This window comes from Flavobacterium magnesitis (assembly GCF_041729735.1).
Taxonomy (GTDB): domain Bacteria; phylum Bacteroidota; class Bacteroidia; order Flavobacteriales; family Flavobacteriaceae; genus Flavobacterium; species Flavobacterium magnesitis.
On the sequence record NZ_JBCFQK010000006.1, the window covers coordinates 46961 to 60999 of the forward strand.

Genomic DNA, 14039 nt, shown 5'->3' on the forward strand with positions numbered 1-14039 from the left:
GAGCAACTAATGAGATTGCTTCGTTCCTCGCAATGACAAACTTAAATTGCTTTATAACTTATTTTGTACTCCACATTCGGTTTTACCGTCAATTGATATTTGTTTTTAGCCAATTCTGTAATCGTTCCCGAATTGGTTTTTGGCTTGTTCTTACTTTCAATAATCAATTTTCCTTCGCCTTCCCCTGCTTTTACTTTGATTTCTGATTTGCTTACATACAATACCACTTCACCTTTTGGTGTTGGTACCTTTCCTTCCATCCATTGCAATCCGCCTAAATTCGGTTTGATTTCATATTCAGCATAACCCGGAGCGGTTGGTTTTACACCTAAATAATATTTCCCTAATAAGTAAATCGGACTTGCTCCCCAGGCATGACAAAGACTTTTTCCATAAGGACGACCATACATCGTTAAATGCTCTGTTCCTTTTTTACTTGGATTGTATTCTTCCCAGAAAGAGGTTGCGCCTTCTTTTAGCATTCCTCCCCAATAGTCTTTCATTTCTTTCAGCACATAATCCTGTTCGCCCATAGCACACAACGCTTCCAACTCATAAAAACGCATATAGGGTGTTGTGATTTGAAGAACATCTTTATTCAGCAGCACCTTATTTTTTACACTTTGTTTTTGTTCTTCATTAAAATAATTGAAAAATATACCGAACATATTAGCGTATCTGGTTACAATATCTTGCATTACGCCATCGATACGCTGGTGCTTCATGACATTTTGTTTCTTGTCCCAAAACACATCAAATAATTTTGTTTTTAAATCATCTGCTAGTTTTTTATACTCTTTCTGGTCATCCTTTTCACCTGCAATTTCAGCACTAACTACCATAGCTTCTAAACTTCTGGCTAAAAGCATTTGCTCAAAACTAACCTCGCCTGTTTTTGGTAATCCGTTTGCCCAATCAATAAAAACCCAATCGCCTTCTAAGGGTTCCAAAAATCCATTTTTGTTTCTTCTTTCTAAACAGAATTCCATCAATGATTTCATTCGTGGATAAAAAGTTTTGATAAATTTGGTATCGCCCGTGTGTAAATAATAATCGTAAACCCCCACAAACCAATACAACGAATAATCCATTATGATATTTATATGAGCCGTCACAGGTTCTTTACCACGAAGCGCCAACATAGTTCTTTCTACAGAAGGCGAATCAAAGAATAGATAATAATTCATTAAATAACTTTGATAAGCATCGCCAGACCAAACCCAACGGTCGCGTTTAATCCCGTCTATAAAAAATTCGCGAGATGTTAAATGCATGGTGTAAGCCGATACATCCCAAATTTGATTCAATTGTTGGTCTGAAGATTTGAATGCCCCACGATAATCTAATGGCAAATATTCATACAACATCGAAATAGAATCATACTTTACAGTTGGATCAGCTTGTACCTGAACATATCGGAAAGCTTTTGACCCATCATGTGTGTAAGTTTCAGGCTGGTTTCCATCAAAAGATAAATCGTCTAGTGTTTCACATCTGGCAGTATCCAAAGCTTCCTCACGAGATTCACCATAATAAAGTGCTAGTTTACCTTTTCCTTTTAAACCGTGAATTTTGATATAACCAAAAGTTTCTTTACCAAAATCTACCAACTGACCAGCTCCTATTTTTTCTGTTTTTTTGGCGTTCCAGGGTGTCGTTGTTAGTTTAAACTCAGAAGGTTTATTCTCTGGTGAATCAAAGTTCCAGGAACCAACAGGCACCCATGGAGTACCTGATTGTTGTGCTTTTCCATTTTCATCAATCCAAAGTTTATCTTCATTAGTCACCTTCCAGGACGCATCCGATTTAACATACTTGCCACTAATATAAATAGCTGGCAACACTTCCTGATTGTATACTTTAAATGAAATTTTGTGTTTCCCGGCAGGAATTTTTATTGATTTTGGTTGTCCGTAAACCTGAATACCATCTAGAAGTAATTGAAAAGGTCCTTCTGAGTAGATTTTTACCTCGTCTGGTTCTGGAATTTCTACTTCTGTTTGAAAAGTTACCAAAGCATAAGGACTGTAATATTGCCAAAGCGGTGGAAATACCGCTTCGCGCTCTGTACGCCTTACCTGCATTTTATTGCTTAACCAAACTTCGAAATCTCCGGGATACCAAATCCAGGTCGCTTTGCTTTCTTTTGATTTTTCTTGTGCAAAACCTGAAAAACCTTGGAACAAAAATCCAATTGCAAAAACTAAAACCAATATTTTTTTTGCTGAAAAAGCTATTTTTTTCATATTCAATTTAATTTTAATGCCCATTAAAAATAACATAAAGTGCTATCATAACTAAAGTCAGGATAACCCATAATATCTTAACCTGTTTGTCGGGTTTAGCCGCAGGATTGATTCGTAATAAGGTTTGATGATCTTTTTGGCCTGCTTTATCCGTAATGGTAATGAGGTAAGTCATTATCGAAAGTCCCACAAAAATGTAGAATGACAAAAGCAGGAAATGAGGCCAATTGTAAATTTTATTTGGAAAAACCCACAAATATAAAACACCCGTTCCTAAACTGATAACAGTTCCAAGAGTCAACACCAAATTAGCCGCTCTTGTGGTGGTTTTATTCCAAAGCACACCAAATAAAAACACAACTGACATTGGCGGAGCAATAAACCCTAAAACCGATTGAAAAATATCAAAAAGATTCAGGCCTTTGATACTATCAATGGCTAATGTGATTAAAATAGATAACAAGGAACCGAATAAAGTAACTAATCTTCCTATTTTAACAATCTCTTTGTTTGTAGCATTTGGCTTGTGATTTTTTACATAAACGTCCATTGTAAACACGGTACTTAAGGAATTCAATGCCGACCCAATTGTACTGATTAAAGCTGCAATCAATACTACAATAATCAGTCCTCTTAATCCCGCAGGAAACAATTGCGTTACCATCGTCATATACGCTTCATCTGGATTTTTTAAATTTGGAAACAAAACAAAACACACAATTCCTGGTAAAATAAACAAAGGCACATCTAATATTTTCAACCAACCGATAAAGTTAGCTCCCAATTGTCCTTGTTTTAAATTTTTGGCTCCTAAAATAGATTGCACCATCGATTGATCGGTACACCAAAACCAAACTCCCATGATAGGGTAACCCAATAAAATAGCCAACCAAGGATAATTTTGATCATCTGCTGGTAGTAATAAATTCCAATAGGAACCCGGAGTACTATTATAAATATGTTCTAGTCCGCCTGCTTTATTGACACCCATGACAACCAACAAAAGTGAAACCGCAATAAGCAATAACATTTGGAAAACATTAGTATAAGCAATCGCTTTCAAACCTCCTGCTGCCGCAAAAAAACCAGAAAGAACTACCATGATAATTACCGAAAGATACATTGGCATGTCTAATAATTGTTTTACCAAAATACCGCCAGCAAATAAGGTTAACGACAACCAGGAAATCAAAATCGTGATTAAAGTGTACCAAGCCAGAATATTTCGGGTAGAATCGCCAAAGCGTTTTCCCATAAATTCCGGTAAAGTCAATACTTTAGCCCCCAAATATCTTGGTGAGAAAACCACCGCTAAAAGCAGAATAAAAATAAAAGCATACCAGGCAAAGTTTCCCGCAACAATACCAGTTGTAAAACCAACACTTGCTGAAGCAATCAGCATCGACGGCCCTACGTTAGTTCCCCACATATTCAAACCGATACTTCCCCAGCCTAAAGTGTTTCCAGCCAAAAAAATACTCTCATCTTCTGATTTTTTATTCTTTACAAAAGAAATATAATAACCAAAGGCAATTAACACCAGAAGATAACCAATAACTACGGCATAATCTATGGGTTCTAAAAAACTACTGATTTTACTCATTTCGTATTGGTTTTATAATTCAATCTCAAATTCAGCCAAAACATCAGCAATTTTTACTGGCATTCCGGTTTGTAATGTTTTATCCATCGCTTGCAATAAAGCTACAGTTCCTATTCCTTCTTTCATATCTGGATAAGCTGTAAAACCCTGCTCAATACTATCTGCAAAATATTCTAAATAGTTTTGGTATTCCCCACCATGATGACTTTGTCCTTCAAAACGGAAATAATATTTTAAAGTCGCATCGCCCCAGTGAATGATTTTTTCTTCACCTTCTTTATCAGTAACAGCATAACGCAATTCGTGATAATCTGCTTGGCTTGCTCCTTCAGTTCCTCTCAAAATAACGCTCATTCCGCTATCTCTTTTGGTTGGCTGCGTTGGCGAAGTATAGACTCCACTTACTCTGGCAATTCGTCCATCAGTTGCTTTGAAAATAAAATGCATCGTATCTTCATTTTTCAAACCTGCTGTTTTTCCGTTGCTGCTTATCATTCCGTAACCCATTACTTCTTCGATATTGGGTAAATACCATCTGATAAAATCCACAGGATGACTCAATCCTCCGTACAACCATTTGAATGATTGTAATAAAGACCATTCTTTTTTCAAAAACCAACGGTGATCCGCATGATAATGCGATTCTATTGTAATCAAATCACCGATAATTCCTGCTTCAAAATCTTTTCTTTGTCTTTTAGCCGGTTCAAAAAATCGTGAACTTTGACCTATAAATACTTTTTTATCTGTTTTCTCACTCAGTTCCAATAATTCTTTAGCATCCGAAAGATCATCAATAAAAGGTTTGGTACAAACTACGTGTTTTCCATGCAATAAGGCTTGTTTTACATGTTCAGCATGCAAATGATCTGGTGTATAAATCGCAATGATATCAATAGCTTCGTCTTTTAATAAATCATCGTAATTGGTAGTATAAGAATGAAAATCAAATTCTTTGGCTCTTTGCTGGCACAATTCTTCATTTCTATCACAAACTTTTACCAACTCTACTTTGCTGCTTTCTAGAGCGGCTGACATAGTACTGCGCCCTTCTCCAAGACCTAAAATGGCTATTTTTAACATTGATTTTTGTTTAATTTTTTATTATCTGAGGACGGATTAAAATCCATCCCTACAATATCACCGAGCCTACGGCTCTTTATAATGATTCTCTTTACTCTATTTTCTTTATTCTTTTCTCTGCTAAATCTTCTTCAAAAACATCCAAGTTTCTCCTTGTTTTGCATCTTCAATACCTGTTTGGTATTTTTTCATCAATGCATTCCATTCGTCCACACGAGGATTATTTTTAGTTGTTTTTGGATTTAGTTTGTCTAAATCTTCTCCTTTTGGAATACTAATGACTAACATTAACTGTCTTCCGTTTTTGAATACTTGCAATTGTTGGAAATCGGCATTACAGAAACCTTTAGCAATTTCTGGCCATTTTTCAAACTGAGTTGTGTGATAATCCACATACTCTTTTTGCATTTTTTCATCTTCCACTAAATTAGCGGTCAACAAAATATTTTCCCATTCTGATGCGGGTTTAGAATCCTTACATCTTTCAAAATTTTGAAAATCATAAATTGGATTTTCATAGATTTTGATTTGTAATTCAGGAAAAGCCAATGCCAGTTTCCTTTTTGTTCTTTCTGGCTGATTCATCAAACCATAAATCACCAAATGATTTTCCCATTGGTACAATTCTTCGCCTACAATTCGGAAACCTTTTATCGTCGATTTGATTTTTTCGATATCAAAATGCTGACCGATTAATTCTATCGCTACCGATTTTGGCATTTCTTGTAATCCCCACGCCTCATCAACAACTACTTCTTTTTTCAAATTTGCAAAAGGTGCACGAATTCCAGCATTTTCTTTGATTGTAGTGCTTACAAACTGGTTGTTATCCTGCCAAATATTCCCTTTCGGCCCATTGTTGTTTTTTAGGATTTTCTGAATCGGAATCCAGTTGTTTTTAATCGTAAAGCCCTGACTTCCTTCATCGGTATACAAATACAACCACAAAAACGGATCGTGAGCATACGGACTGTTGTACACTTTATCAATATAATTTTCTTCTATTCGGCTGTCTGGCTGTGATGAAAGCGTGTAAATTCCAGCCACATCGTGCAAATGTTTCGCATAATGATGGATTTTATTTGCCAATATTTTATTGTTTTGCATCACATTTTCGGTGTGTGTCCAACCCCAACCCATCGAAATTCCGCTGTAGGCAACATCTGAAATTTCGTTGTGTTTGATGGTCAGATTCTTCACAAAACCAGCGGCAATCCCTAAACATCCCCAATCTTCATTGGCAACATTAGTAATCAAATTATCGGCAATTAATTCATTCGAACAAACTTCTCTTTCGTCTCTTACATTTAATGGCAAATGCGCTTCGAAAGCTTCTTCAGAAAAAACGCCCAGATTGATTCCGTTTCCACCAATATCTTTAAAAAGATTTCCTTGTACTTTGTTGTTATTTGTTCCTTTATGCAAATCTAATCCTGTAGAAGACAAATGCTCAAAGCTACAAGATTCAAATACGGTGTTGTTAGCAAAATTCACTTCCACAGCTGCTCTGGGTCTTCCCACCCAAGCCTGATTTTCTAAAGTAGCCTGATTAGGAGTTCCCGGAATTTTCAATTTGTAAGCGTCCAGCAAATACAATCCTGCCTGCAACGGAACATGACCTTGCTGAGAAGGACGAAGCCAATTGCTATACTGAAACGAAATTCCTTTAAACTTTACATCGTGTACTGGAGAATCAATAGTTCCTTTTATTTCTACCAAGTTTTCTAAAACCGGCACAGTTACTTTAGCAGAAGCCATATTTTCTCCTGCTCTTGGAATGTAATAAATCTTTCTATTTTTTCTATCCAAATACCATTCGCCAGCTTCATTTAGCATTGACATTCCATTGTTTAAAAAGAATGCAGAGTTTCCGTTATTTTTTGAAATCCAAGGTGCTGGCCAGGGATGCTCACTTTGAACACGGCTTTCTGGTTTTTCAAATGAAAGTCGGGCGCTGTCCTTTTTAACTTCGATATTTTTGATACGCAAGTTGGCAATTGCCCACCATTGTACAATGAACATTTCCATTCCTGGCTCAAATTGAATAGACTTGTCTTTGAAAGGAATCCAGCAAGTTTCAGTTTCCTTGTCCCAAGACAAAATTCTTTCCATGGTAGTTCCAGCCGTACTTTTAGCTCGTACTGCTTTTACATCATTTACCCAAAGTTGGCGGTAATTGATTAATTCGCCCGCTATTTCTGGTGCATCAGCAACCCAAACCGTTCCTTTTTTTAATCCGTTTATGGAAGTAGTGGTTTTTTTCCAATTTTTAATTTCAATTCCGCCATTAAAAATCGGTTTTGCATTGGCATCCGCTTCAATAATTGTTGGGCTATCGGCTGTTCCAGAATCTTCTGGCCTTACAAACAAAGGCTCATCAAAATAATACGTTCCGTCTTTTATGATAATATGAATTCCTCCTTTTATCGAAGCATCTTTCAAGCGACGCAATTCTCTGGCTTTTCTCAATGCCATGTGCACCGTTGCTAAAGGACTTGTTTTTGTACCTTCATTGGTATCTTTTCCATTTGTGGCTACCCAAATATCAGCAGCTTGCATAGAAAATACGGCAAAAAACATTAGAAGAAAGGTGAATAAACTATTTCGATTTTTTAGAAACATACTATTATTTTTAATTATAATTGAATTCTGACTTAGACCAATTTGTAATCGCATTTATCATCTGTAAAATAAAAATGTAAACGTTATTATTTTTAAACTTAAAAAAAAGCCTGTCGACTCTAATGCACTTGAAATAAATAAATTGGGTTGGGCAAGATACCCATTTTTATTCAAAAAAAATCATATTTTTAAACAACGGTCGATTTTATAAAAACCTTTGTTATTTCAATAAATAAATTTAATAATTATCTTTATACCAATTTAATACAAAATAATTTATGAATTCTTTTTTATTACCAAAAACCTTAAGAGAGAAAGATGAGCATGGTAATTATGGTGTTTGGTGGCACGAAAACAATCCAGGACCATTAAAAAAACTCCCTTTTATCAGTCAGTTTGGTAGTATGAAATTCTCCAAAGTTCGTATTGACGACACCATGCGTCCGCATTTGAATGATGGAATTGAGATTCATTATGTCAACAGCGGAAAATACGATTGGGTAATTGAAGGCAAAGAAATCGAATTACTTCCCGAAAATTTATCGGTTACGGCGCCCTGGCATGAAAACGGAAGTATTTCGGGAATTATGGACATTGGTCAAATCAACTGGATCATTATTAAGCCTTTTGAATTTTCAAAAAATACCGCTTTGGACTTAGGCAATTGGAGTAAATTATCTAAAAATTTTCAGCAAAATCTAGGCGAAATGATTGGCGATGCCAATAATGCCGTACTCGAAAAAGCTAAGAATTTTAAAAAATATTTTGACGAATTACGAAATGAATTGGCGTTTCAGGAAGAAGGTTTCGAGATAAAAGTTCAAAATATTCTGGAGAATCTCTTCATCGATTTGCACCGCCAACTTTCGAATAAAATTCAAAAAAATCAGGAAGGAGACAGTTTTATTGAAAAACTAACACAATTACTTCAAAGTGATTTGACTAAAAAATGGCATATTGAAGACCTGGCAACGGCTTTTAATATGGGAAAAACCAAATTTACTTATGAAGTAAAAAAACTTACCGGATTTCCGCCCAACAGTTTTATTATTAGTTTAAAACTCGAAAAAGCGATTCAGTTGATTCAAAACAAAAAAAACAGTAACATGTCTGAAATTGCTTTTGTCTGCGGATTTTCGTCATTGCAGCATTTTACCTCTACTTTTTCGCAACGCAACGGGATTAGCCCGAGAAAATTCCAGATTCAACAACAGAAAAAAAGGAAATAATAGTCCAAAAAAAAGCCCATTCTTACGAACAGGCTTTAAATCTTATAATGATTCCACCAGCAACCAGGCTTCTGGATTTTCTGATTCCCGAACTTCATTTTTAACTTTTTGAGCTTCGGCATAAGTAGCAAAACTTCCGTAAAGCACAGGATAAAGACCGTGTTTATTAGCCTCTAATCTTCTGGCTTTATAACCCATTTTAGATAATTTTTTTAAAACTTCTTCTGCATTATTCTCATCTCTAAAAGCACCAGCTACCACATGATATGGCATTTTTTGCTCTTTATTCGCTTTTACCGAAAGCGTTACGGGAGCCATTGGACTTTTAATAAAAAAAGTAGCTTCCTGAATTTTGTTTTCTACTTGTTTTTGTACCGCTTGTTCAACCAAAACTCTTTGCGTAGCCATTTGGTTTTGATAAACCGGATAACCCACACTGCCTAACAATCCTAATCCAATAACAAAAACAGCAGCATATTTTAAATAAGAACGACCGTTTCTTTCTTCGGTAACCAAAGAAATTACTGGAGTTTCCTCGCTAATTTCTTCTTTTTCTTCAAAAGATTCTCTTTTAACAGCTGGAGCAATAAAAGAAGCCAAGCCAAAAGAACTAGTCAAATAATTTTTTTGTTCCGTTGGTGTAAAGATTAAATTATCAGTAGCATTCAATGCAAAACTACCTACATTTTTAATTGTCAACGCTCTGTTTGTTTCCAATTCTTTTTTCCAGTTCAAAACTTCAAATTGAATAGCGCTAATGGCATATTCATAAGATGTTTTCTCTGTTCTGGCAATATGATTGGCTAATAAACCATCATTATTTTTAATGTTGGTATTAAAAGAAATCTGTTTTTTAGGAGGAAAAAAAGAATTTGCGCTTTCAACCCATTGAGCCGATTGAATTTCAGTCAAAAAAGCACCGAAACCAGGAACGGTAACACATTGATAACGATATAAAAGTTGGCCTATGTAGTGTTCTATATTCATGTTTACAAAGTTATACAATGAAAATAGTTATCAAAATTTTATTCACAATTTTTATCAACAATCTGACCGAAAATTTATACATTTCAACTTCAAATATTTAGCATGACAACATCCGATTTATTTTACATATTAGCTTTGCAAAGAGTTGAAGGCGTAGGCGACATTATGGCGAAAAAACTAATCAGCCATTGCGGCTCTGCAGAGGCTGTGTTTAAAACCAAAACCAACCAACTTGCAGCTATTGACGGCGTAGGCAGTATATTACTGAAAAACCTAAAAGACCAAAGCATATTTGACAAAGCCAATAAAGAATTGGAATTCATCCAAGCAAATAAGATTAACGTCTCTTATTTTCAAGACGAAAATTATCCGGACAAACTCAAACATTGTTTTGATGCTCCTGTATTATTGTTTACATCAGGAAATATCGATTTAAAAAACAGAAAGATAATTAGCATTGTAGGAACACGACAAATTACTTCGTACGGAACTGAATTTTGCAAAAAATTAATCGAAGATATAGTTCCACTTGATCCAATCATCGTTAGCGGTTTTGCTTACGGAGTAGATATTGTGGCGCATCAACTAGCTATGGAAAACAATTTACAAACCATTGGCGTTTTGGCTCATGGTTTAAACCAAATCTACCCTAAAAACCACAAGAAATACATGGCTAAGATGGAACAAAATGGCGGTTTTATGACCGAGTTTTGGAGTTCGACTAATCCTGACAAAGAAAATTTTGTGAAAAGAAATCGGATTGTAGCGGGTATTGCCGAAGCCACCATTGTCATCGAATCGGCTGACAGAGGCGGTTCTTTAATTACGGCTAATATGGCTAATGATTACAACCGCGATGTTTTTGCCGTTCCAGGTCGCACCACTGACAAATACAGCGCAGGTTGCAACAATCTCATTAAAACCCAAAAAGCAAATGTACTCACCAGTGCCGCCGATTTGATTTATATGCTCAATTGGGACATTAAAGAAGAAACTAAGGGCGTACAAAAACAATTGTTCGTTACCCTAGATTCTGACGAACAAAAAATCTACGATTACCTCTTAAAAACAGGAAAAGAATTAATGGATATTATTGCTTTGGAATGCGAGTTTCCTATTTATCGAATCTCGGCATTATTATTAAACATGGAACTTAAAGGTGTAATTAGACCTTTACCAGGGAAATTGTTTGAAGCGATATAAAAACAGAAAGCGATACTAAAAATAGTACCGCTTTCTTTATTTGAAATAAAATGAAACTTATTCCATTAAAGTAATTTTTCGCTCAACAGAAGTATTTTCTCCAGAAACAGCTTTTCCGTCAGCATCCATAAGAGTTAATTTTATGGTATTTTCACCCATTGGAAGCCCTGTAATTTGATAAGGTCTCCATTCGTCCAACATAAAATCCTGACCATTTATATTCGCTTGTACTTTATAACCATCTTTAGCTAAAGTTGTATTTACAACAAAAAAGTCTAACAAAACTGCTTTAATGTCAGCACCTTTATATTCGCCTTTTGGACGGCTATAAAACAACATTGGTTCTTTAGGTTCAGCTAATTTTTCGTAAGCTCCTTTATCATTAATTTTAAAATGCTCCACTACAAACGCATCTTTATCTTTTAAAGATTCATGGTAAGAACGTGATAAGAAAGACAATAAATAATGTTCGCTTCCTTTCTCTAATTTCACTTCATGTTCCGGTTTGTACAATGCCGAATAAGGTTTATTGTCCAAAATAAAATGAATGTGTTGCCCTTGACCAGAATTTGCCATGTGTTCCGCATGATGACCTTCAGTATGTTGGGTTAATTCAAAATTAGCAACTTTATAATTAATTTTAAAAGTTACTGAATCAGCGTCAGCAGCAGTTGCTGTTTCAGAAGTAACAGTTAGTTTAGCACCAGGAAACATTTTAGAATCTTCAATTGGAGTAACCGCAATTTCTGATTTTGCAGGCATTTCTACAGCTGAATCTTCTGTAGTTTTATCCGTTTTGTCTTTACAAGAGGTCATTGTTGCCAAAGCTAAAGCCAAAAGTCCCAAAGACGATAGATGTATTTTTTTCATAATAATATTTTTTATTGCATTATTTCCTATAAAATTATACAATAGATTCGGCCTAAAAGAAATGTGTCTATTAAAATTTTCTTAAAAAATCGTAATAGACACATTTCTTTGAAATTGTAGTTCACAAAATATTTTATAAAAACCCAAGTTTTGTACGTACTCTTTTTAAGACACCATTAGCTACTGCCGAAGCTTTTTCAGCACCTATTTTCAATAAAGCATCTACTTCTTCTAAATTATTGATGTAATAATGGTATTTCTCTCTTTCTGTTTTGAAAATTTCACAGATTAATTCGAATAAAGCTTGCTTGGCATGACCATAACCATAATTTCCACCTAAATAATTAGCCCTCATGGTTGAAATTTGCTCTTCATTGGCTAACAAAGAATAAATTGCAAAAGCATTGCAAGCATCTGGATTCTTTGGGTCTTCAAGTGGTGTACTATCGGTTTCGATGCTCATTACTTGCTTGCGCAACGCTTTATCTTCTAAGAAAATATTAATGATATTATTCGCTGATTTACTCATTTTTCCGCCATTGGTTCCCGGAATCAACATACTATCATCCTGAATTTTAGCTTCTGGAAGCACAAAGGTTTCTCCCAACTGATGATTGAAACGAGAAGCAACATCACGAGTAATCTCTAAATGTTGCAACTGGTCTTTGCCCACAGGAACAAATTCGGCATCATACAATAAAATATCAGCAGCCATCAACATGGGGTACGAAAACAAACCAGCATTCACATCGTCTAATCTGTCTGCTTTGTCTTTGAAAGAATGCGCCAAAGTCAATCTTTGAAACGGAAAAAAACAACTCAAATACCAAGATAATTCGGCTGTTTGTGGCACATCCGACTGTCTATAGAAAACTACTTTGTTTACATCTAATCCAAACGCAAGCCAGGCTGCCGCAACACTATACGTATTATTTCTTAAGGTTTCTCCGTTTTTTATTTGGGTAACCGAATGCAAATCGGCAATAAAAAGAAAAGATTCGTTTTCAGAATTATTAGATAATTGTATCGCTGGAATAATTGCTCCAAGTAAGTTTCCTAAATGTGGAGTTCCTGTACTTTGAACTCCGGTAAGTATTTTTGCCATGCTGTTTTTTTCTTGAACGCAAAGTTCGCAAAGTTTTTTATTTTTTACCGCAAATTCGCAAATTTTAAAAATTTAGTTAAGATGAATCTTTTTGATCTATTTTTTTTAAACATAAAAGTCATTTAAGTTTAAACTAATTCTTTAAAAAAACAAAAGAGAAGTAACTTAAATGAACTTACAGTACATATAAGCTTTAAAACTCAAAATAAAATAGCTTAAATGACTTATATGGTTTAAAACATTATTTTTTTTATATAAATGATACCATTTGATTCCTTATTTTTGAACACATGAAAGGCATAAAAATAATTTTCTGGACACTTTGGCGCATTTGGTTTTACATCCTAATGGCGATACCAATTTTAATTATGTTTCCGTTTTTAGTACTTTCGATTCTTTCCGAAAAAGGCTATCCTTACTTTTTTATTATGGCTCGAATATGGGCCAAATTCATTCTATTTGGAATGGGATTTCGTTATAAAGTAGAGAGCGAACAAACTGTTGAAGAAGATAAAAGTTATATGATTGTGGCAAACCACACTTCGATGATGGATATTATGCTAATGCTTGCCATTATTAAAAATCCTTTTGTTTTTGTGGGCAAACAAGAACTGGCCAAAATTCCAGTGTTTGGATTTTTCTATAAAAGAACATGTATTTTAGTTGATCGAAGCAATTCTAAAAGCCGAATGGCTGTTTTTACAAAAGCGCAAAAAAGAATTCAACGTGGTCTTAGTGTTTGTATTTTTCCCGAAGGCGGCGTTCCAAGCGACGAATCCATTCTTTTGGATCATTTTAAAGAAGGTGCTTTTAAATTAGCCATTCAACATCAAATTCCTATTTTACCCATCAGTTTTGCAGATAATAAAGAACGTTTTCCTTATACTTTTTTTGCTGGAAGCCCAGGAATTATGCGTGTAAAAATTCATAAACAGGTGGAAACCTTTGGTAAAGATGAAACGAATCGGAAAGAAATTCGAGAAGAAATAAGAAATACTATTTTCACTCAGTTAATAGCTTTTGAAACTGAAAAAAACGTGGAAACCGCTTAAAACAAAAAAATCACCCTAATAAAGGTGATTTTTTTATAA

10 protein-coding genes are annotated in these 14039 nt (G+C 34.9%); 3 read left to right on the forward strand and 7 right to left on the reverse strand.

Annotation, left to right across the window (positions count from 1 at the left end; translation table 11 throughout):
* Window positions 1-41 precede the first annotated feature (41 nt).
* The 4 genes from AAGV33_RS06005 to AAGV33_RS06020 form a co-directional block, all read right to left on the reverse strand.
* Window positions 42-2246: an alpha-L-rhamnosidase-related protein gene (locus AAGV33_RS06005; protein WP_373391055.1), complete on the reverse strand. Its 2205-nt coding sequence runs from the start codon at window positions 2244-2246 to the stop codon at window positions 42-44.
* Window positions 2247-2259: 13 nt separating this feature from the next.
* Window positions 2260-3849: a sodium:solute symporter family transporter gene (locus tag AAGV33_RS06010; RefSeq protein ID WP_373391056.1), complete on the reverse strand. Its 1590-nt coding sequence runs from the start codon at window positions 3847-3849 to the stop codon at window positions 2260-2262.
* Between the two features lie 12 nt (window positions 3850-3861).
* Window positions 3862-4932 (reverse strand): Gfo/Idh/MocA family protein, encoded by a 1071-nt coding sequence (locus tag AAGV33_RS06015; RefSeq protein WP_373391057.1) that lies wholly within the window; start codon window positions 4930-4932, stop codon window positions 3862-3864.
* A 120-nt stretch (window positions 4933-5052) separates the two neighbouring features.
* Window positions 5053-7554 carry an L-rhamnose mutarotase gene (locus AAGV33_RS06020; RefSeq protein WP_373391058.1) on the reverse strand — a complete coding sequence of 834 codons (2502 nt, stop codon included), beginning with the start codon at window positions 7552-7554 and terminating at the stop codon, window positions 5053-5055.
* A gap of 278 nt (window positions 7555-7832) precedes the next feature.
* On the opposite strand from AAGV33_RS06020, the gene AAGV33_RS06025 reads away from it, so the two are divergent.
* A complete protein-coding gene (locus tag AAGV33_RS06025) occupies window positions 7833-8783 on the forward strand; it encodes a helix-turn-helix domain-containing protein (protein WP_373391059.1) in 951 nt (316 codons plus the stop codon).
* Window positions 8784-8825: 42 nt separating this feature from the next.
* On the opposite strand, the gene AAGV33_RS06030 is transcribed toward AAGV33_RS06025, so the two are convergent.
* Complete coding sequence (locus AAGV33_RS06030; protein ID WP_373391060.1) at window positions 8826-9770, reverse strand: HU domain-containing protein; 945 nt, start codon at window positions 9768-9770, stop codon at window positions 8826-8828.
* A 102-nt stretch (window positions 9771-9872) separates the two neighbouring features.
* Here AAGV33_RS06030 and dprA point away from each other — a divergent pair, with 102 nt between their 5' ends.
* Window positions 9873-10973 (forward strand): DNA-processing protein DprA, encoded by a 1101-nt coding sequence (gene dprA, locus AAGV33_RS06035; RefSeq protein WP_373391061.1) that lies wholly within the window; start codon window positions 9873-9875, stop codon window positions 10971-10973.
* Window positions 10974-11030: 57 nt separating this feature from the next.
* Here dprA and AAGV33_RS06040 read toward each other — a convergent pair whose 3' ends face one another.
* Complete coding sequence (locus tag AAGV33_RS06040) at window positions 11031-11843, reverse strand: hypothetical protein (RefSeq protein ID WP_373391062.1); 813 nt, start codon at window positions 11841-11843, stop codon at window positions 11031-11033.
* 133 nt (window positions 11844-11976) lie between these two features.
* Window positions 11977-12948: a tryptophan--tRNA ligase gene (gene trpS, locus AAGV33_RS06045; protein ID WP_373391063.1), complete on the reverse strand. Its 972-nt coding sequence runs from the start codon at window positions 12946-12948 to the stop codon at window positions 11977-11979.
* 290 nt (window positions 12949-13238) lie between these two features.
* On the opposite strand from trpS, the gene AAGV33_RS06050 reads away from it, so the two are divergent.
* Window positions 13239-14000, forward strand: a complete 762-nt coding sequence (locus AAGV33_RS06050; protein ID WP_373391064.1) for a lysophospholipid acyltransferase family protein — start codon at window positions 13239-13241, stop codon at window positions 13998-14000.
* Window positions 14001-14039 lie beyond the last annotated feature (39 nt).

Coding starts and splice junctions, on each gene's coding strand:
- AAGV33_RS06010 (WP_373391056.1), bottom strand. CDS start 3,849: ATGAGTAAAATCAGTAGTTTTTTAGAACCCATAGATTATGCCGTAGTT.
- AAGV33_RS06020 (WP_373391058.1), bottom strand. CDS start 7,554: ATGTTTCTAAAAAATCGAAATAGTTTATTCACCTTTCTTCTAATGTTT.
- AAGV33_RS06015 (WP_373391057.1), bottom strand. CDS start 4,932: ATGTTAAAAATAGCCATTTTAGGTCTTGGAGAAGGGCGCAGTACTATG.
- trpS (WP_373391063.1), bottom strand. CDS start 12,948: ATGGCAAAAATACTTACCGGAGTTCAAAGTACAGGAACTCCACATTTA.
- dprA (WP_373391061.1), top strand. CDS start 9,873: ATGACAACATCCGATTTATTTTACATATTAGCTTTGCAAAGAGTTGAA.
- AAGV33_RS06030 (WP_373391060.1), bottom strand. CDS start 9,770: ATGAATATAGAACACTACATAGGCCAACTTTTATATCGTTATCAATGT.
- AAGV33_RS06005 (WP_373391055.1), bottom strand. CDS start 2,246: ATGAAAAAAATAGCTTTTTCAGCAAAAAAAATATTGGTTTTAGTTTTT.
- AAGV33_RS06050 (WP_373391064.1), top strand. CDS start 13,239: ATGAAAGGCATAAAAATAATTTTCTGGACACTTTGGCGCATTTGGTTT.
- AAGV33_RS06025 (WP_373391059.1), top strand. CDS start 7,833: ATGAATTCTTTTTTATTACCAAAAACCTTAAGAGAGAAAGATGAGCAT.
- AAGV33_RS06040 (WP_373391062.1), bottom strand. CDS start 11,843: ATGAAAAAAATACATCTATCGTCTTTGGGACTTTTGGCTTTAGCTTTG.